Consider the following 17507-nt stretch of genomic DNA (forward strand, 5'->3'; position numbering starts at 1 on the left):
GCGGGCTAGAGCTGGGTGGGCTGGCGCTGCGTCAGGCCGTACGTCTTCGCGATCTCGTTCCACAACGTCGCGGCCTTCGTCTTCTGGGCGCTGGCGGTGCCGCTGGCGCGGTTGCCCTGCTGCGTCTCGGAGGTGGTGCGGGCCGAGCCCTTCTTGCAGCTCTTGTTCTTGCTGCCGGCGACCTGGTCGGCCCAGGCCGCGTAGTGCTCGTCGGCGGCCGCGGACGCCTGCCACGCCTTGGTGAGGGCGGTGGTCAGCGCCGCGTGGTCCGGGAGCTGGTCGACCTTCACCGCGGACAGCCTGGTGACCAGGTCGGTGCGCTGTTTCGCCGCGTCCCGCAGGTCGGTGGCGGCCTGCGCGAGGTTGTCGCAGGCCTTCACGTCGGCGACCGCGCTGATCACGCTGGCCCGGCTGCTGCCGCTGTCGGCCAGCAGCTTGTCCAACTCGGTGGCCTGCTGCTCGGCCGCGCCGCCGGACGCCGACGCGGACCCGTCGGCAGCGGGCGCCGACGCGGCGACGGTCCGGTTCTCGCCGCTCTGGCCGCCGCCGCCCCCGCCGGAGAGCAGCGCGCCCGCGCCGACGCCGACGACCGCGAGGGCCACCCCGACCGCCGCGAACAACGGCACCCGCGAGCCGCTACGACCGCCCCGCCCGCCGTCGTCCTCATGCGCCCCGCGCCGCCCGCCCGCCGCCGGGTCACCGGTCGGGGACGGGTAGGCGGGCTGCGGGGAACGCGCCGCGTATCCGGGGGCTCCGGCGTATCCCGGGGCTCCGGTCGTCTGCGGCTCGGCGAAGCGGGGTAGCTGTTGCGTGGATCCGGCCGGGCTCTCGCTGCCCGGCCCGCTGCGGAACAGGTTCTCGAACTCGGCGGGCGGCTGCCGGTCCCCGCCGGGCTGCGCGGGAACGGGCGGGATGTACTGCGTGGCCTCGGCGTCGGAGTGCCCGCCCGGCTGGGCACCGGGGACGGGCATCGGACCCGGCCCGGAAGCGTTGTGCCGCGGGGTCCGGCCCAGGAACTGGGTCGACTCGGCCGGGGACTCGGGCGGCAGCGCGCCCGGCCCGACCGGCGGCAGAAGCTGCGTCGCACCCTCGTCGACGGACGCAGCGGCGGGAACGGGCGGCAGGTACTGGGTAGCGCCCTCGTCGACGGCTACGGCGGCGGGGACGGGCGGTATGTACTGTGTCGCGCCCTCGTCCACCGGCGGCAGCGGTGCGCCCGGCAGGCCCTGGCCGTACGTCGGACCGGCCGGGGCCGGTGCGCCCTCCGGCGGCAGCGGACCCGCGCCCGCGCCCACGCCCGACTGGGCACCGCCGTTCCAGGCCGCCGACTGCGAGCCGTTCCACTGCTGCTGCTGGTCCTGCTGGTACTGCGGCTGCGGCTGGTGGGCCTGGTCGGCGGGGAGCGGCCAGCCTCGGGACGACGACGGCAGCGACTGCTGCTGCTGCTGCGGTGCGGGCGTCTGCTGGTCGGGCCCCCAGGACTGGCCCCAGGTCTGCCCGCCCGCCGACGCCTGCTGTCCGTACCCCGGCTGCGGCTGCGGCTGCCCGTACTGCTGAGTGCCGTACGTCTGCTGCTCGCCGTACTGCTGCTGCCCGTACCCCTGCTCCTGGCCGCCGTACTGCGGAGCGCCGTACTGCTGCGCGCCGTAGTGGCCGGACAAGGGGCCGGGCGGCGGGCCGGACGGTGGGCCCTGGCGGGGGTCCGGGCGGGGTGTGTGTGTCGTCATTCCCGGCAGCAGGGGTTCCCCACCGTCCGAGGGCAGCACGATGCCTTCGCGCGCGGGCTGCGCCGAGGGCTCCTCGCCCTGTCCACTCTGCGTCACCGGGACTCCTACGAATGGGGGACCTTCGGAATCGTCGGTTCACGCTACCGGGTCCCCGGAACCCCGGGCTACGCGCAGCTCAGAACGTGATCTCCCTCCCAGCGCGGACGCCGAGGTCGGCGAGGCCCGCAGTGACGTCGGTAACAGATCCGGAGCGCCGTACGCCCGCGCGTCCACGCATCGGCGCCCCGTCCCTTCCTCTCCTCTCCTTCCGGTTCACGCCGCCGTCTGCAACTCCAGGCGCGCCCCGAACTCCCTCACCACCGACTCGTCCCGGAACGGTTCCAGTCGCTGCTGAAGATCCTCCAGGTACTCCGCGCCCCGGTTCGAGCGGAGCGTCTCCAGCAACTCGACCGCTTTCAGGCCCGTGTTGCAGGCCTGCTCGATCTCGCGCTGCTGCACCTGGGCGGTGGCCAGCAGGACGTACCCGATCGCCCGCCGGCGCGCACGGCTCTGCGGGTGCCCGGCCAGGGACTGTTCGGCGCAGCGCGCCGCCGCCTCGGCCTGGCCCAGGTCGCGGTGGCAGTGCGCCAACTCGTCGGCCAGATAGGCCTCGTCGAAGTGCGCGATCCACGCCGGGTCGTCCCCGGCGGCCGGATCGGCCGTCTCCAGCGCCGCCACCGCCCGCCCGGACGCCGCCTGCGCCCCGCGTACGTCACCCATCAGCGCGTGCCCGCGCGCCTCCGCCGCGAGGAACATCGCCTCCGCGCGCGGGGTCACTCGTCCGCGCGCCCCTTCCTGCGCCGCGCGCGCCAACTGGGCGATCTCGCGCGGGTTTCCGAGCTGGGCCGCGAGGTGGCTCATGGAGGCGGCGAGGACGTATCCGCCGTACCCTCGGTCGCCGGCCGCCTGGGCGAGCCGCAACGCCTGGATGTAGTAGCGCTGGGCGAGGCCCGGTTGGCCGGTGTCGACGGCCATGTACCCGGCGAGTTCCGTCAACCGGGCGACCGCGGCGAACAGTTCGCGGCCCACCGCCTCCCGGTAGGAGCCGGCCAGCAGGCCCGAGACCACACTGTTGAGGTAGTGCACGACGACCGGGCGCACATGCCCGCTGCCGTACTGGTGGTCCAGGTCGACCAGCGCCTGCGTCATCGCCTTGACGGCGGCGACGTCGGACAGGCCCACCCGGGGTCCCACCGCGCGCGCCACCTGGGCGTCGGGTGAGGAGATCAGCCAGTCGCGGCTCGGCTCGACCAGCGCCGAGGCGGCCACGGACGACCCGGAGAGGAAGTCCCGCCGGCCCACGTCGCTGCGCCACAGCTCGCAGACCTGCTCGATGGCCCCCAGCACCGTCGGCGAGAACTGGAGACCCACGCCCGAGGCGAGGTTCTTGCCGTTGGCCATGCCGATCTCGTCGATCGTGACCGTACGGCCGAGCTTGCGGCCCAGTGCCTCGGCGATGATCGCCGGGGCGCGTCCGCGCGGCTGCTGTCCGCGTAGCCAGCGGGCCACGGACGTCTTGTCGTAGCGCAGGTCGAGACCGTGCTCCGCGCCGCACATGTTGACGCGGCGGGCGAGCCCGGCGTTCGAGCACCCCGCCTCCTGGATGAGCGCCTGCAGCCGTTCGTTGGGCTGCCGCGCGACTAGCGGCCTTGCGGCCATTGGCACTACCCCCTGTGGAGTTCCGTACCGAAGAGTCCGAAGAGTCTGAAGAGTCCGAAGGAATCCGTACCGAAGAGTTGCGAAAAGTTCCGGCCGAGCAGATCAATGCCCACCGACATGACGAAAATGCGAGCCATGTGAGATTTGCTAAGGATTGCCGAGGATTGCCGATTATTTCCGGGTTGCCGACGGGAGCCCGCCCCGCTCCCGCCCGTCCCCCGTCCGGCTCCGGGCCCTCGCCCGCCCTGCTCCTGGTGCCTCTGCGGCTCCCTCCCCCATCCCCTTCCGTGACTACCCGCTACCGCGCCCGTTCCTCCCGCGCGCCCCCGCACATGCACCCATGCGCCCCGGACGCCGAATCGATGCTCCTCGCCCGCGCAGATGGGCATGCGTAACCCCTGGTGGCAGCTAGAGTTGTGTTCATCGTGGAAGAGACCATCGCGGGCGCCGACGCCACTCAAATCCCGAAGCAGCGCGGGGAATCGCTGCTCGAGACCGCTGTTCGCTATGCCGAGGAACGCCATTGGGACGTGTTCCCCGGCACCTGGCTCGACACCGTCGACGGAATGCAGCGTTGCTCATGTGGCGACGTGACATGCGACGCGCCTGGTGCGCACCCTGCGCGCCCCGACTGGGCGACGCAGGCCACCGGCAGTGCGACGGTCGCGCGCCGGATGTGGCAGAAGCAGCCGACCGCCTCCATCCTGCTGCCGACGGGCCGTACGTTCGACGCGATCTCCGTGCCGGAGACGGCCGGGTTCCTGGCGTTGGCGCGGATGGAGCGCATGCAATTGACGCTCGGTCCCGTCACGTTGACGCCGGACCGGCGCATGCAGTTCTTCGTGCTGACGGGGGCTTCGGCGAAGGTGCCGGACCTGGTGCGCAGGCTCGGGTGGTCGCTGGGGGCACTCGATCTGGTGACGCTGGGCGAGGGTTCGTACGTGGCCGCGCCGCCTACGCGGTTCGGGTCGCGGGGGGCCGTGCAGTGGGCCTGCCGGCCGACTGCCGCCAATCGGTGGTTGCCGGATGCCGAGGAGTTGATCTCGCCGCTTGCTTATGCGTGCGGTCGGGATCGTTAACGGCGCCTTCTGTCCTGCGTGATCTGTGTTGAGTGGCGAGTGCGGCTACATCGTGGTTGCTCGCGCAGTTCCCCGCGCCCCTTCGGTGCGCTTGTCGTCGCCGTAGGGTTTGTGCATGACGTCCTTACGTGTGCGTGGGCTCTGGAAACGGTTTGGGCAGCAGGTCGCGGTCGCTGGGATTGATCTCGATCTGCCCGCCGGGAAGTTCATCGGGCTGGTCGGGCCCAACGGGGCGGGGAAGACGACCACTCTGTCGATGGTGACCGGGTTGCTGCGGCCCGATCAGGGAACCGTCGAGGTCGCCGGGCACGACGTGTGGCGGGATCCCGTGGCGGTGAAGGCGCGGATCGGGGTGCTGCCGGAGGGGCTGCGGCTGTTCGAGCGGCTGTCGGGGCGTGAACTGCTCGGCTACAGCGGGCGGTTGCGGGGGCTGCCCGGTGCCGAGGTCGACAAGCGGGCCACGCAACTGCTCGACGTCCTCGACCTGGCCGGCGCGCAGCACAAGCTCGTCGTCGACTACTCGACCGGCATGCGCAAGAAGATCGGGCTCGCCGCCGCGCTGCTCCACAACCCCGAAGTGCTGTTCCTCGACGAGCCGTTCGAGGGCGTCGATCCGGTGTCCGCGCAGATCATCCGAGGGGTGCTGGAGCGGTACACGGCGTCCGGGGCGACGGTCGTCTTCTCCTCCCACGTCATGGAACTCGTCGAGTCGCTGTGCGACTGGGTGGCGGTGATGGCGGCGGGCCGGATCCGGGCGCACGGCACACTGGCGGAGGTGCGAGGGGCCGCGCCCTCCTTGCAGCAGGCGTTCCTCGAACTCGTCGGGGCGCAGGGCCGGGACACCGGTTCCGACCTCGACTGGCTCGGCGGCGGGGCCGCCCGATGAGCGGCGTGACCTCCACCCTCGTCCGGCTGAAGCTGTCGCTGCTGCGCAACGGGCTGAAGCAGTCGGGCGGTCGGCGGGCCGCGTTCGTCGCTTCCGCCGTCGTCGCGCTGGCGCTCGCCGTGTTGCAGTTGCTCGGGCTGATCGCGTTGCGCGGGCACGAGCACGCCGTGTCGCTGGTGGTGCTCCTGGTGGCGGTGCTGGGGCTGGGGTGGGCGGTGATGCCGTTGTTCTTCCCCAGCGGCGACGAGACCCTGGACCCGACCCGGCTGGTGATGCTGCCGTTGCGGCCCCGGCCGCTGGTGCGGGCGCTGCTGGCGGCCTCGCTGGTGGGCATCGGGCCGCTGTTCACGCTGCTGTTGCTGGTGGGGTCGGTGGTGTCCGTGGCGCACGGGGCGGCGGCCTGGGCGGTGGCCGTCCTCGCCGTCGTGCTCGGGCTGCTGGTGTGCGTGGCGCTCGCGCGGGCCGTGGCCGCCGCCAACATCCGGCTGCTGAGCAGCCGCAAGGGGCGTGATCTGGCGGTGCTGAGCGGGCTGGTGATCGCGGTCGGCGTGCAGGTCGTCAACTTCGGGGTGCAGCGGCTCGGGGCGTCCGGTCTCGGGCAGCTCGATCCGGCGACGGCCGTGCTGCGCTGGCTGCCGCCCGCCTCGGCGGTCGGCGCGGTCGACTCGGTGAGCAAGGGGGCGTACGGGGTCGGCGTCGCGCAACTCGCCGTCAGCGCCGCCGGTTTGGGGCTGCTGATCGCGGCGTGGGCGCGGAGCCTGACGCGGTTGATGACCTCGCCCGACGGCTCCACCCTCCAGGCCGCCGAACCGGCCGCGCGGGACCGGCGCAGCCCGGCGGGGCCGACCGGCCTGGCGCGGCTGCTGCCCGGCGGGCGCACCGGCACCGTGATGGACCGCAGCCTGCGCTACATCTGGCGCGACCCGAAGACGAAGGCCGCCTGGGTGACCTCGCTGGCCATCGGGCTGATCGTGCCCGTCATCAACGCGGTGCAGGGCACCGGCTCGATCTACTTCGCGTGCTTCGCCGCCGGGATGCTCGGCGTCCAGATGTACAACCAGTTCGGGCAGGACACGTCGGCGTTCTGGATGGTCGCGCTGACCATCTCCTCGCCCCGGGACGCGTACGTGGAGCTGCGGGCGCGGGCGCTGGCCCTGCTGCTGATCACCCTGCCGTACGCGACGCTGGTCACCGTGGTGACGACGGCGCTGCTCGACGACTGGCCGAAGCTGCCCGAGGCGCTGGGGCTGTCCCTCGCGCTGCTCGGCGCGATGCTGGCGACGGGCGCGTGGACCTCGGCCCGCTTCCCCTACTCGATCCCGTCCGAGGGCCACAAGAACGTCGCCCCCGGGCAGGCCGGTCTCGCCTGGATCGCGATCTTCGGCGGGATGGTCGCGGCGGCCCTGCTGTGCGCCCCCGTCATCGCGCTGACGATCTGGCTGAACGTCAGCGCCGGCGGCGACTCCTGGACCTGGCTGCTCCTACCGGTGGGCGCGGTGTACGGCACGGCCATCACCGTACTGGGCCTACGCCTCGCGGCACCCAGCACGGCCCAGCGCCTGCCGGAGATCCTTACGGCGGTGAGCAAGGGGTGAGGTGAGGGTGGACGGCGGAGGGGACTGCGGTTCTCCGGGGGGTCCGGGACGTCAGTGAGTCCCGGGGCCTTCGGGAGTTCCGGGGGTTTCTGGGGTCAGGGCGGTGTCGAGGAAGGGTTCGATGGCTGTGCGCCAGCCTGTCGGCTGGTCGTAGTGGACGAGGTGGCCGGCGTCGGCGACCTCCGCGTACTCGCCGCGTGGCAGGACGCGGACCATCTCCTGGGCCTCGGCCCGGCCCAGTTCGCCGTCGAGGCCTCGGACGACCAGGGCCGGGCACTGGACCTGGGTCAGTTCCTCCCAGTGCGCGTCGTAGACCCATGTCTCGCGGGACTTCAGCATCTGTTCGGGCTCGAAGACGGGCCGCCAGCCGTCGGGCGACTCGTGCATGACCTCGGCGTAGAACTCGCCTCGGGAGGGGTTCGGGCGCTCCACCCAGGGGTCGTCCTCGCCGAACCACTTGCGGACGTCGGCGAGGGTGGCGAAGGGGACGGGCCAGGACTTGAACCAGTCGCCCCACTCGCGCTGCGAGGCCGCGCCGAGCGCGGAGGCCCGCATGTCGCAGACGATCAGGCCGCGCACCAGGTCGGGACGCTTGGCGGCGAGCTGCCACGCCGTCAGCGCGCCCATGGCGTGGCCGATGAGGACGGCGGGGGCGAGGCCGAGCTGCTCCAGGGCGGCTTCCGCGTCCTCGACGTAGGCCTCGCGGGTGAAGGCGGCTTCGGGGGGCTTCTCGCTCTGGCCGTGGCCGCGCTGGTCGAGGGCGACCGCACGGTGCCGCTCGGAGAGCCAGCGGGCGGTGGACGCCCAGTGCGAGGCCCGGCCCATCAGACCGTGCAGTAACAGGACACCCGAGGACGACGACGGGGACGCCGACCCGTTCTCCCCGTCCCCGGCCCTGGCCCCGACTCCGGCTCCGCCCCCTTCGGCTTCCGCTTCGGCTTCTGCTTCCGCTGCTCGTGCGGACTGTGCCGGGATCACCTTGGGCGGGTCCCCGAACTCCCAGGCCGCCAGACGTACGCCGCCCGCCCCGGTCACGTCGATGCGTCGCGCCACAGTTCCTGGCACCCCCCTGGCCCTCGTACCGTTGTGCTGCCGTCAGACTTCGAAAGACTTCGGATCACACGCAGGCTATCGAATACCCATTCGAGATATGTACTCTCCGCGAGCAACACCCCTCGTTCGAGTGACCTGGTTCAAGGAATGATCGCCGCTGCCGAGGGGAGACCTTCTGCGGGAGGCGGACCGTTCGGGGAAACCGGTCCGAGGGGGACGACCTTGAGAGCTCGGGGCTCCGGGTCGAAACAGGGGAGGACAGGCCCCGGTGCCGCACGGCACCGGGGCCTTCCGCTGCGCTGCGGCACACCATCCCGCCCCCTCAGGTCATATGCCTCACGCGACAGCCTGGCACGTGAAGCGGCGGAGCGCTGCGATTCGACGCAGGCAATCTCCGATTCGACGACTTCGACGGGACGCCACAACTACCCCCTGCGCCCCGGGAGTTGAACAATGCTCAGGGTTTGCTCTGCGTTTGCTCAGCGCTTGGCGACGAACACGTGGGACGCGACGTCCGACGCCAGCTCGGCGGCCTCGCCGCCGCTGCCGACCAGCACCCCGCCCGCCGACTCCGTCACGCTCACCACCGAACCGGGCTGCACGCCCGCGCGGCGCAGCGTGTACATCAACTGCGCGTCCGTCTGGATCGGCTCGCCGATGCGGCGTACGACGACCGTCTTGCCCTCGGCGCCGGGGTCGAGGTCGGCGAGCGAGACCATGCCCTCGTCCAGGAAGGGGTCGGCGCCGTCCTTCTCGCCCAGCTCCTCCAGGCCCGGGATCGGGTTGCCGTACGGCGACTCGGTGGGGTGGCGCAGCAGCTCCAGCACGCGGCGCTCGACGGCCTCGCTCATCACGTGCTCCCAGCGGCACGCCTCCGCGTGGACCTGCTCCCACTCCAGGCCGATCACGTCGACGAGGAGGCACTCGGCGAGGCGGTGCTTGCGCATCACGCGCGTGGCCAGCCGGCGGCCCTCGTCGGTGAGCTCCAGGTGCCGGTCGCTGGCCACGGAGACCAGGCCGTCGCGCTCCATGCGCGCCACCGTCTGGCTGACCGTCGGACCGCTCTGGTCGAGCCGCTCGGCGATCCGGGCGCGCATGGGGACCACACCTTCCTCTTCCAGCTCGAGGATGGTGCGGAGATACATCTCCGTGGTGTCGATCAGTCCGGACATTTGTAGCCCCTTGATTAGCTCTGCCGAAGGCTGGACGGCTCTCCGGCGCGTGCGCTGGCCCTGGAGTCAATTCTGCCGGATACCACTGACAAGCGTGCCGCGCCGGTGGAACCATGCGGTTACAGCGGTTGCATCGAGGGGGGCGAGTCCCCTCGGCTTGCCCTCTGCTTGCCGTATTGACAGCGTGCTGGTCCGGACCGCACGGTGATCCGCGACACCTGATCACGGACACCGATTACGCGATCACGGACACCCGATACGGCAAAGGGGCCCCTCGGATGAGCGACCGCAAGCTCGCCGCGCAGTTCTTCGACGCCGCGATCGCCCTGTTGCAGCGGGCCCGCGACGAGGAGGCCGAGGCCGTCGAGGCCGCCGGGGCGCTGCTCGCCGACACCGTGGCCGACGGCGGCCGGCTCTTCGCCTTCGGCGCCGGTCACTCCTCGCTCGCCGCCCAGGACGTCGTCTACCGCGCGGGCGGCCTCGCCCTGATGAACCTGCTCGTGGTGCCGGGTGTCGTCGGCGTCGACGTCAGGCCCGCCACCCTCGGCTCCGCCCTGGAGCGCGTCGACGGTCTCGCCGGCGCCGTCCTGGGCGCCTCGCCGCTGCGCGCGGGCGACGCCCTCGTCATCGTCTCGCTCTCCGGCCGCAACGCCCTGCCCGTGGAGATGGCCCTCGGCGCCCGCGCCCTGGGCGTCAAGGTGATCGGCGTGACCTCGGTGGCGTACACCTCAGGGACGACGTCGCGGCACTCCTCAGGGACGTTCCTCAAGGACCACTGCGACGTCGTACTCGACTCGAAGATCGCGGTCGGCGACGCCGAGCTCACCCTCGACACCGTCCCCGCGCCCTTCGCCCCCGCCTCCACGGTCGTCACCAGCGCCCTCCTCCAGGCGGTCATGGCCACCGCGGCCGGCGCCCTCGCCGACCGCGGCATCGAGCCCCCGCTGCTGCGCTCCGGCAACGTCGACGGCGGCCACGACTGGAACGGGCGGCTCATGGAGGAGTACCGCGACCGGATCTTCTACCACCACTGAGCGCCTGGTGACTGCCTGGTGGCTAGCGGCTGGTGGCCGTCAGGTCGGCCAGGTCCAGCGCGGTCGCGATGCGGACGGCGACGTCCTCGGCGTAGATCGCGTCGGAGCGTTCGAAGGCGGTGCGGCCGGCGCCCCGTAGGAACGTCACGACGCCCAGGGTGCGGCCACGGCTGCGCAGCACCGCGCACAGGGCGTACACCGTGTCCTCGGGCCACTGGCGCGCCCGCGCCCACTCCCGGGCCTCGTCGGCCGCGACGGAGCCGAAGCCGGCCCGCACCGAACCGGCCCGCGCGACGCACTGGAGCGCCGGATGCGCGTCGCCGTAGCGGACGGGCAGGCCCGCGTGGCCGGTGAGCGCGCTGGGGCCCGGACCGCCGGACGGGGTGGCCGCGACCCGCATCAGCCGGGCCGGACCGGCCCCTTCCACATCGGCCGCCGTGCCGCCCATCACCCGGTCGACCAGGGCGTGGTCGGCGAAACCGGCGAGCGCGAAGTCGAGGTGGACGGTGGCGGCCTCGGCCGGGTCCTCGCACTCGACGGCCGCGCGGGCGGCCCGGTGCAGTTGGTTGGCGCGGAAGCGCAGCAGGGAGGCCTCCTGCTCGCCCTGCTTGGCCTCGGTGACGTCCTGGAAGAGCCAGCCGACGCCGAGCGGCACGGGTTCCTCGGCGAGCGGCGACGCCAGCCGCAGGAAGCCGCTGCGCCAGCAGCGCCGCTTCTCGCCCTCCGGGGTGCGCACCCCGACCCACAGCTCGGCGGGGGCGGGCGGCGCGCCCTCGGCGAGGACGTGCGCCAGCGCGTTCTCCAGCTCCTCGACGCCCCGGGTGAGCAAGTCCCCCAGCGGACGCCCCAGGACGGCCGTACGGCCCGTGCCGAGGGCGCGGGCGGCGTGTGCGTTGACGACGGCGGGGCGCAGGTCGGCGTCGACCAGGACCACACCCCAGGAGGCGTCGTCGAAGAGGGCCTCGCTGAGCGCGATGGAGCGCTCCAGGTCGATCTGGGTGTGCACCTCGCTGAAGGCGCAGTACAGGCCGGCGGGCTTGCCGTCGGGCCCGCGTACGGCGGCGGACTGCGTGCGGACGAGCACCCGGCCGCCGTCCTTGGTGAGCAGCGCGAACTCGTGCACCTGGCGGCCCGGCGCGTGCATGGCGGCCATCAGCCGCCCCTCGATCTCCTCGGCGTCGGCCTCCCGCACGGCCCAGCCGGCGAAGCCGTGCCGGCCGACGGCCTCGGCCGCGCTCCAGCCGAGGATGCGCTCGGCCTCGCGGTTCCAGTGGGTGACCACTCCGTCGCCGTCGAAGGCGCACAGGGCCGCGTCCATGCCGTCGAGCAGCGCGGCGAGCAGATCGGTGCCGTCCGGCCCCACCGGGCCGTCCACGCCGGCCACACCCTCCGGACCGTCCTCGCCCGACCGCTCGGGGTGCTCGGGCTCGTCCGGCCCCAGCTCGTCGGTGGTCCCACTACGCCGGGAAGCACTCACCTGGACCCCCTACAGGTTCGCTCACTTGCCCTCATTCAACTCGAACGTGACGCAGCCCACACCTGATTCCCGCAGATTGCAGAGGAATCGTTGTTCCGCTACGTCCTGCCGTCCCCGGGCCCCGACCTCAGGCCAAGCCTCAGATCGACCCATTCCACCGTCCCACCGCCCAGGACATACCGCTCGACCTCGACGAACCCACGCGCCCGCGCGAACCGCAGACCGTCCTCGTTGGCGGCCAGCACACACGTCTCGACCGCCCGGGCACCGAGCACGCGCGCGTGGGCGAGACCGTTGTCGTACAGGGCGGCCCCGTAGCCGCGCCTCCGGTACGCGGGCAGCACGCGCGCGATGACGGTCGCCACCGCGTCCCCGTCTTCGCCCTCACCCTCGTCCTGCGGCGGCCGCACGGTCGAGCAGCCGACGAGGACGTCACCGACGTAAGCGTTTTCGAGCCGGTAACGGAGGGCCCGGTCCCGCACCTCGTCGAGGGACAGCGCGGCCGGCGGCACGATCACGTTGTGGACGTACCGCCACTGCTCCAGGGCAGTGTCGCCCGCGACGGGCTCGGTGCGGAGTCGAAGATCAGTCACCCCGGCAGCGAAGCGCGTGCGCACCCGCGCGTCAACGCGTTTGCGCGCCCCCCGCGCCCCCGCGCCCCGCCTCGCGGAACTTCCCGGAAAAACACTTGAGGGATCGGGGAGGGGGTTTTTAGAGTGGGCGTACGAGGAAAGGAGGTGGTTCGGAACATGTATGGACACCGGACGTCGGAGGTGGCTGCGGGCTAGTGGCCCGTCGCCCACTCAGTGCGGTGCCGGACCCGCGTGCACGAGATGTACGCAGCCGGCCAATCCAACGCAGTCACCCGACCCGCGAGTCGCCGGTACGTCCGGCCGGCCCCTCCTCAGGGAGGACCAGACTCGCGGGTCGTCTGCGTTTCCCATGGCCGCCTCGGGAAACCTTGCGGTGCGTGATCTTCGCCACGTACGGATCTTTCGTCACGCAGTACTCTGAGCGCATGCTTTTGCTTGTTCGACGCCGCCATGTGGACTTCGTCCGCGTCACGAGCATGGGCTGTCGACGCTCCGTCTGAGCCCCGTCCAGCCTCCCGCGCGGTCCATCACCGCCGGTGTTCGCGCTTTCCTCTCTCCCCCGCTCACCTGGCACCCGTGCGCCGTCCCACCCGACGCCGGCCTCGGGCCCCGTACACCCACGGACGCACCATGACGAACCCGTCGTACCGCCAACTGCCGATCATCGATCTCTCCGCCGTCGACGGCGGGCCCCAGGCGCGGGCGCTGTTGCACGCGCAGTTGCACAGTGCCGCGCATGACGTGGGGTTCTTCCAGCTCGTCGGGCACGGGGTGAGCGCGCGGGAGACGGATGCGCTGCTCTCCGCCATGCGGCGGTTCTTCGCGCTGCCCGAGGAGCAGCGGCTCGCGATCGACAACGTGAACTCGCCGCACTTCCGGGGCTACACGCGCACCGGCGACGAGCGGACCGGCGGCCGGCAGGACTGGCGGGACCAGCTCGACATAGGGGCGGAGCGGGTCGCGCGGGTGCCGGGGCCGGGCGAGCCCGCGTACTGGTGGCTGGAGGGGCCCAACCAGTGGCCCGCCGGCCTTCCCGAGCTGCGCAGCGCCGCGCTCGCGTGGATCGAGCGGCTCAGCGCCGTCGCCGAGAAGCTGCTGCACGAGCTGCTGGCCGCGATCGGGGCGCCCGTCGACTTCTACGACGCGGTGTTCGGGGAGCGGGCGCATCCGCAGCTCAAGCTCGTGCGGTATCCGGGGAGCGCGGGCGACGGGACCGGTCAGGGGGTGGGCGCTCACAAGGACTACGGGTTCCTGACGCTGCTGCTCCAGGACCGGGTCGGCGGGCTCCAGGTGCAGCGGGAGGACGGGCTGTTCCACGATGTGCCGCCGCTGGACGGGGCGTTCGTCGTCAACCTCGGTGAGCTGCTGGAGGTGGCGACCAACGGGTATCTCCTCGCCACCAACCACCGGGTCGTGTCGCCGCCGAGTGCCGTCGAGCGGTTCTCCGTGCCCTTCTTCTACAACCCCCGGCTGGACGCCCGCGTCGAGCCGCTGCCCTTCCCGCACGCCTCCACCGCCCCCGGCGTGACCGACGACCCGGCCAACCCGCTCTTCGCCGACTACGGCTTCAACGAGCTGAAGGGCAAGCTGCGCGCCCACCCGCTGGTGGCCCGGCGGCATCACGCGGAGCTGCTCAGCCCCGCGTGACACCGCATGTCATGTACGTCGGCTCGTACGTCGGCTAGTTCGCGATGCCGCCGTAGCCCTCGATCTCCTGGGGGTTGCGGGAGGCGGGGCCGATGTAGCGGGCCGACGGGCGGACCAGGCGGCCGGTGCGCTTCTGTTCCAGGATGTGCGCCGACCAGCCGGCCGTGCGCGCGCAGGTGAACATCGACGTGAACATGTGCGCCGGGACCTCCGCGAAGTCCAGGACGATCGCCGCCCAGAACTCGACGTTCGTCGCCAGAACCCGGTCCGGGCGGCGGGCGTGGAGTTCGGCGAGGGCCGCCTTCTCCAGGGCTTCGGCGATCTCGAAGCGGGGCGCGCCCAGCTCACGGGCGGTGCGGCGCAGCACGCGCGCGCGTGGGTCCTCGGCGCGGTAGACGCGGTGGCCGAAGCCCATCAGGCGCTCGCCCTGGTCGAGGGCCTTCTTGACGTAGGCGTCGGCGTCGCCGGTCCGCTCGATCTCCTCGATCATGCCGAGGACGCGGGAGGGCGCGCCGCCGTGCAGCGGGCCCGACATGGCCCCTACGGCTCCGGAGAGCGCCGCTGCGACATCGGCGCCGGTGGACGCGATGACGCGCGCCGTGAAGGTGGACGCGTTCATGCCGTGTTCGGCCGCCGACGTCCAGTAGGCGTCGACCGCCGCCACGTGCTTGGGGTCCGGCTCGCCGCGCCAGCGGATCATGAACCGCTCGACGACGGACTGGGCCTTGTCGATCTCCCGCTGCGGGACCATCGGCCGGCCCTGGCCGCGCGCGGACTGGGCGACGTAGGAGAGGGCCATGACGGCGGCGCGGGCGAGGTCCGCGCGGGCCTGCTCGGCGTCGATGTCGAGGAGGGGCTTGAGGCCCCAGACGGGCGCGAGCATGGCGAGCGCGGACTGCACGTCGACGCGGATGTCGCCGGAGTGGACGGGGATGGGGAACGGTTCGGCGGGCGGCAGGCCGGGGTTGAAGGCGCCGTCGACGAGCAGGCCCCAGACGTTGCCGAAGGAGACATGGCCGACCAGGTCCTCGATGTCGACGCCCCGGTACCGCAGGGCGCCACCCTCCTTGTCCGGTTCGGCGATCTCCGTCTCGAACGCGACGACTCCTTCGAGTCCGGGTACGAAGTCGGACATCAGGCGGCTCCTCGTGATGTGTACGACAGGATGACGTGTGCGACAGGATGGGTGCGATGGGATGAGTGGGGCAACAGGTGCGTGACGGGTGAGACGGGTGAGACCGATGGGCGCCTGTGGTTCCGCGGTCCTGGGGGACTCGCGGTCCTCGGCGGTCGTCCCAGTGATGCCCCGTGCGACGGGCGGCCCACCGGGACGGCTTCTACACCTCTGCACCATATCCCCGAGTGTCACCTTTGGGGAGGGTCTGCGGCACTCAGTGCCACCCGCGGTGGAGCGAAGGAGTGCGGAGAAGTACGGAGGAGTGCGGATGAGTGCGGGCTGGGCCCGTACGGCAGGATGACCTCGTGACCGACGCAGACGCCGTCTCTCCCGGCCCCGTCCCCGATCCCGCCGCCATGCGCAAGCAGTACCGGGCCGAGGGTCTCGACGAGGCCGAGCTGGCCGCGACGCCCGTGGAGCAGTTCGCCCGCTGGTTCAAGGACGCGGCCGTCGAGGCCCACCTCTTCGAGCCGAACGCCATGGTCGTCGCCACCGCGGACGCCGAGGGGCGGCCCAGCTCCCGTACGGTGCTGCTGAAGCAGTTCGACGAGCGGGGCTTCGTCTTCTTCACCAACTACGGCTCCCGCAAGGCCCGCGATCTCGCCGAGAACCCGTACGTCTCGCTGCTGTTCCCGTGGCATCCGATGGCCCGGCAGGTCATCGTGCGGGGCGTGGCCCGGCGCACCGGGCGGGACGAGACCGTCGCGTACTTCCGGACCCGGCCGCACGGCTCCCAGCTCGGCGCGTGGGCCAGCGCCCAGTCCTCGGTGGTCGCCTCCCGGGCCGACCTCGACGCCTCGTACGCCGAGCTGGCGGCCCGCTATCCGGAGGGTGAGCAGGTGCCGGTGCCGCCGCACTGGGGCGGTTTCCGGGTGGCGCCGGAGTCGGTGGAGTTCTGGCAGGGCCGCCTGAACCGGCTGCACGACCGGCTGCGGTACGTGGCGGAGGCGGACGGAAGCTGGCGGGTGGAGCGGCTGAGCCCGTGACGGGACAGCTTCCAGGGGCCGCGGTCCTCACCTGAGCGCCTCCTCCAGCAGTACGGCCCACTGCGCCACCACCCGTTCGCGGCGCGCCGCGTCGTCGGTGAGGAGGGTGGCGAGGCCGAGGCCGCGGGCCATGTCCAGCAGGCCCTGGACGGTTTCGCGGACGCCGGGTCCTGACTCGTCCGCGCCCAGCAGCGCCACGGCCGTGCGGTGCGCGTCGCGGCCCACGCGGGCCTCCAACTCCGTGACGCGCGGGCGTAGTTGGTCCTCGTTGGAGGCGGCCACCCACAGGTGCAGGGCGGCGCGGAAGAGGGGGCCGGTGTAGAGGCCGACGAGGGCGGTGACGACCGCGCGGCGGTCGCCGGTCGCGCCCTGGGGGAACAGTGCGCGCAACGCGCCGGAGCGTTCCTCGGCGACGTACTCGACGGCTGCGGTGAACAGGTCCTCGCGGGTGGGGAAGTGGTGCTGGGCCGCGCCCCGGGAGACGCCCGCGCGTTCGGCGACGGCGGAGACCGTGGAGCCCGCCCAGCCGTGTTCGGCGAGGCAGGCGACGGCGGCCTCCAGCAGCCGCTGCCGGGTGGCCCGGCTGCGGTCCTGCTTGGGGGCGCGGTCGCCGACCGGGGTGTGTTCGGGCGGGGTCACAACACCCATGGGGGATCCCGTCGTTCGAGGAAGGCCGTCATTCCCTCGCGGGCGTCGGGGCTTGCGAACAGCGAGGCCGAGAGGCTGGTCATCGCGTCCGCGTCCTCGGCGAAGGCCTCCAGCACTTTAGCCGTGAGCAGCTCCTTCGTCCTGGCCAGGGCTCTGGGCGAGGCCCGCCGCAGGCCGTCGAGGACGGGGGCGAGGGCCTCGTCCAGGTCGGTGTCGCCGGCGGCGTGGGTGACGAGGCCGATACGGGCGGCTTCGGCGGCGTCGAAGGTCTCACCGGTGAGGCAGTAGCGGGTGAGGGCGCGCGGGTCGACGCGGGGCAGCAGCGGCAGCGAGATGACGGCGGGCGCGACGCCGACGCGCACCTCCGTGAACGCGAAGGTCGCCGCCTCGGACGCGACCGCGATGTCGCACGCGCCGAGCACCCCCAGACCGCCCGCCCGCGCATGCCCGGCGACCCGGGCCACCACGGGCTTGCGCAGCTCCAGGATCCGCCGGAGCAGCCCGGTCACCGCCCTGGGGGACGACGGGTCCTTCAGGTCGGCGCCCGCGCTGAAGGTGGTGCCGGTGTGGGTGAGGACGACGGCACGTACGTCGTCGTCCTTGTCGCACCGGTCGAGCGCGTCGGTCAGTTCGGCGACGAGGGCGTGCGAGAGGGCGTTGCGGGTGGCGGGCGTATCGAGGCTGAGGGTCTCGACGCCCCGGACGCGGGTACGGCCGATCAGGTCCTCCACGACG

General features: G+C 72.5%; 15 protein-coding genes. 6 read left to right on the forward strand and 9 right to left on the reverse strand.

From position 1 onward, the window contains the following. Window positions 1-5: 5 nt before the first annotated feature. Both BMZ82_RS13575 and BMZ82_RS13580 read right to left on the reverse strand, forming a co-directional pair. Window positions 6-1823: a hypothetical protein gene (locus BMZ82_RS13575; protein ID WP_093775260.1), complete on the reverse strand. Its 1818-nt coding sequence runs from the start codon at window positions 1821-1823 to the stop codon at window positions 6-8. A 216-nt stretch (window positions 1824-2039) separates the two neighbouring features. Then, window positions 2040-3425 (reverse strand): NsdA family TPR-like regulatory protein, encoded by a 1386-nt coding sequence (locus tag BMZ82_RS13580; RefSeq protein WP_093775262.1) that lies wholly within the window; start codon window positions 3423-3425, stop codon window positions 2040-2042. Between the two features lie 416 nt (window positions 3426-3841). Here BMZ82_RS13580 and BMZ82_RS13585 point away from each other — a divergent pair, with 416 nt between their 5' ends. The 3 genes from BMZ82_RS13585 to BMZ82_RS13595 all read left to right on the forward strand — a co-directional run bounded on the left by BMZ82_RS13585 (window position 3842) and on the right by BMZ82_RS13595 (window position 6985). Next, entirely contained in the window at window positions 3842-4504 is a 663-nt protein-coding gene (locus tag BMZ82_RS13585) for a bifunctional DNA primase/polymerase (protein WP_093775264.1), read from the forward strand. Between the two features lie 115 nt (window positions 4505-4619). Beyond that, complete coding sequence (locus BMZ82_RS13590) at window positions 4620-5390, forward strand: ABC transporter ATP-binding protein (RefSeq protein WP_093775266.1); 771 nt, start codon at window positions 4620-4622, stop codon at window positions 5388-5390. Next, window positions 5387-6985 carry a transporter gene (locus tag BMZ82_RS13595; RefSeq protein ID WP_093775268.1) on the forward strand — a complete coding sequence of 533 codons (1599 nt, stop codon included), beginning with the start codon at window positions 5387-5389 and terminating at the stop codon, window positions 6983-6985. The genes BMZ82_RS13590 and BMZ82_RS13595 overlap by 4 nt, the downstream gene beginning before the upstream one ends. A 51-nt stretch (window positions 6986-7036) precedes the next feature. On the opposite strand, the gene BMZ82_RS13600 is transcribed toward BMZ82_RS13595, so the two are convergent. Further along, window positions 7037-8038: an alpha/beta fold hydrolase gene (locus BMZ82_RS13600; RefSeq protein ID WP_093775270.1), complete on the reverse strand. Its 1002-nt coding sequence runs from the start codon at window positions 8036-8038 to the stop codon at window positions 7037-7039. 479 nt (window positions 8039-8517) lie between these two features. Then, a complete protein-coding gene (locus BMZ82_RS13605) occupies window positions 8518-9210 on the reverse strand; it encodes an iron-dependent transcriptional repressor DtxR (protein WP_093775272.1) in 693 nt (230 codons plus the stop codon). A gap of 278 nt (window positions 9211-9488) precedes the next feature. On the opposite strand from BMZ82_RS13605, the gene BMZ82_RS13610 reads away from it, so the two are divergent. Continuing rightward, on the forward strand, window positions 9489-10244 hold the full coding sequence (locus BMZ82_RS13610; RefSeq protein WP_093775274.1) for an SIS domain-containing protein: 756 nt from the start codon (window positions 9489-9491) through the stop codon (window positions 10242-10244). A gap of 22 nt (window positions 10245-10266) precedes the next feature. On the opposite strand, the gene BMZ82_RS13615 is transcribed toward BMZ82_RS13610, so the two are convergent. Next, complete coding sequence (locus tag BMZ82_RS13615; RefSeq protein ID WP_093775276.1) at window positions 10267-11721, reverse strand: PAS domain-containing protein; 1455 nt, start codon at window positions 11719-11721, stop codon at window positions 10267-10269. Between the two features lie 98 nt (window positions 11722-11819). Next, entirely contained in the window at window positions 11820-12314 is a 495-nt protein-coding gene (locus BMZ82_RS13620; protein WP_093775460.1) for a GNAT family N-acetyltransferase, read from the reverse strand. A 630-nt stretch (window positions 12315-12944) separates the two neighbouring features. On the opposite strand from BMZ82_RS13620, the gene BMZ82_RS13625 reads away from it, so the two are divergent. Next, window positions 12945-13961, forward strand: coding sequence for an isopenicillin N synthase family dioxygenase (locus BMZ82_RS13625; protein WP_093775278.1), 1017 nt, complete (start codon window positions 12945-12947; stop codon window positions 13959-13961). Between the two features lie 34 nt (window positions 13962-13995). Here BMZ82_RS13625 and BMZ82_RS13630 read toward each other — a convergent pair whose 3' ends face one another. Further along, the gene (locus BMZ82_RS13630; protein ID WP_093775280.1) at window positions 13996-15096 is read right to left on the reverse strand and encodes a citrate synthase 2; all 1101 of its coding nucleotides are present in this window, start codon (window positions 15094-15096) and stop codon (window positions 13996-13998) included. A gap of 347 nt (window positions 15097-15443) precedes the next feature. On the opposite strand from BMZ82_RS13630, the gene pdxH reads away from it, so the two are divergent. Beyond that, window positions 15444-16124, forward strand: coding sequence for a pyridoxamine 5'-phosphate oxidase (gene pdxH, locus BMZ82_RS13635; protein WP_093775282.1), 681 nt, complete (start codon window positions 15444-15446; stop codon window positions 16122-16124). Window positions 16125-16151: 27 nt separating this feature from the next. On the opposite strand, the gene BMZ82_RS13640 is transcribed toward pdxH, so the two are convergent. Both BMZ82_RS13640 and BMZ82_RS13645 read right to left on the reverse strand, forming a co-directional pair. After that, entirely contained in the window at window positions 16152-16772 is a 621-nt protein-coding gene (locus BMZ82_RS13640) for a TetR/AcrR family transcriptional regulator (RefSeq protein ID WP_093775284.1), read from the reverse strand. Beyond that, window positions 16760-17503, reverse strand: coding sequence for an enoyl-CoA hydratase family protein (locus tag BMZ82_RS13645; protein WP_177244482.1), 744 nt, complete (start codon window positions 17501-17503; stop codon window positions 16760-16762). Before BMZ82_RS13645 ends, BMZ82_RS13640 begins: the two co-directional genes overlap by 13 nt. Window positions 17504-17507: the final 4 nt, after the last annotated feature.

This window comes from Streptomyces sp. yr375 (assembly GCF_900110755.1).
Lineage (GTDB): Bacteria > Actinomycetota > Actinomycetes > Streptomycetales > Streptomycetaceae > Streptomyces.

What these genes read in the sequence shown, in the direction of transcription:
- BMZ82_RS13625 (WP_093775278.1), top strand. Translation starts at nt 12,945, where the DNA reads ATGACGAACCCGTCGTACCGCCAACTGCCGATCATCGATCTCTCCGCC.
- BMZ82_RS13630 (WP_093775280.1), bottom strand. Translation starts at nt 15,096, where the DNA reads ATGTCCGACTTCGTACCCGGACTCGAAGGAGTCGTCGCGTTCGAGACG.
- BMZ82_RS13605 (WP_093775272.1), bottom strand. Translation starts at nt 9,210, where the DNA reads ATGTCCGGACTGATCGACACCACGGAGATGTATCTCCGCACCATCCTC.
- BMZ82_RS13610 (WP_093775274.1), top strand. Translation starts at nt 9,489, where the DNA reads ATGAGCGACCGCAAGCTCGCCGCGCAGTTCTTCGACGCCGCGATCGCC.
- BMZ82_RS13590 (WP_093775266.1), top strand. Translation starts at nt 4,620, where the DNA reads ATGACGTCCTTACGTGTGCGTGGGCTCTGGAAACGGTTTGGGCAGCAG.
- BMZ82_RS13580 (WP_093775262.1), bottom strand. Translation starts at nt 3,425, where the DNA reads ATGGCCGCAAGGCCGCTAGTCGCGCGGCAGCCCAACGAACGGCTGCAG.
- BMZ82_RS13640 (WP_093775284.1), bottom strand. Translation starts at nt 16,772, where the DNA reads ATGGGTGTTGTGACCCCGCCCGAACACACCCCGGTCGGCGACCGCGCC.
- BMZ82_RS13595 (WP_093775268.1), top strand. Translation starts at nt 5,387, where the DNA reads ATGAGCGGCGTGACCTCCACCCTCGTCCGGCTGAAGCTGTCGCTGCTG.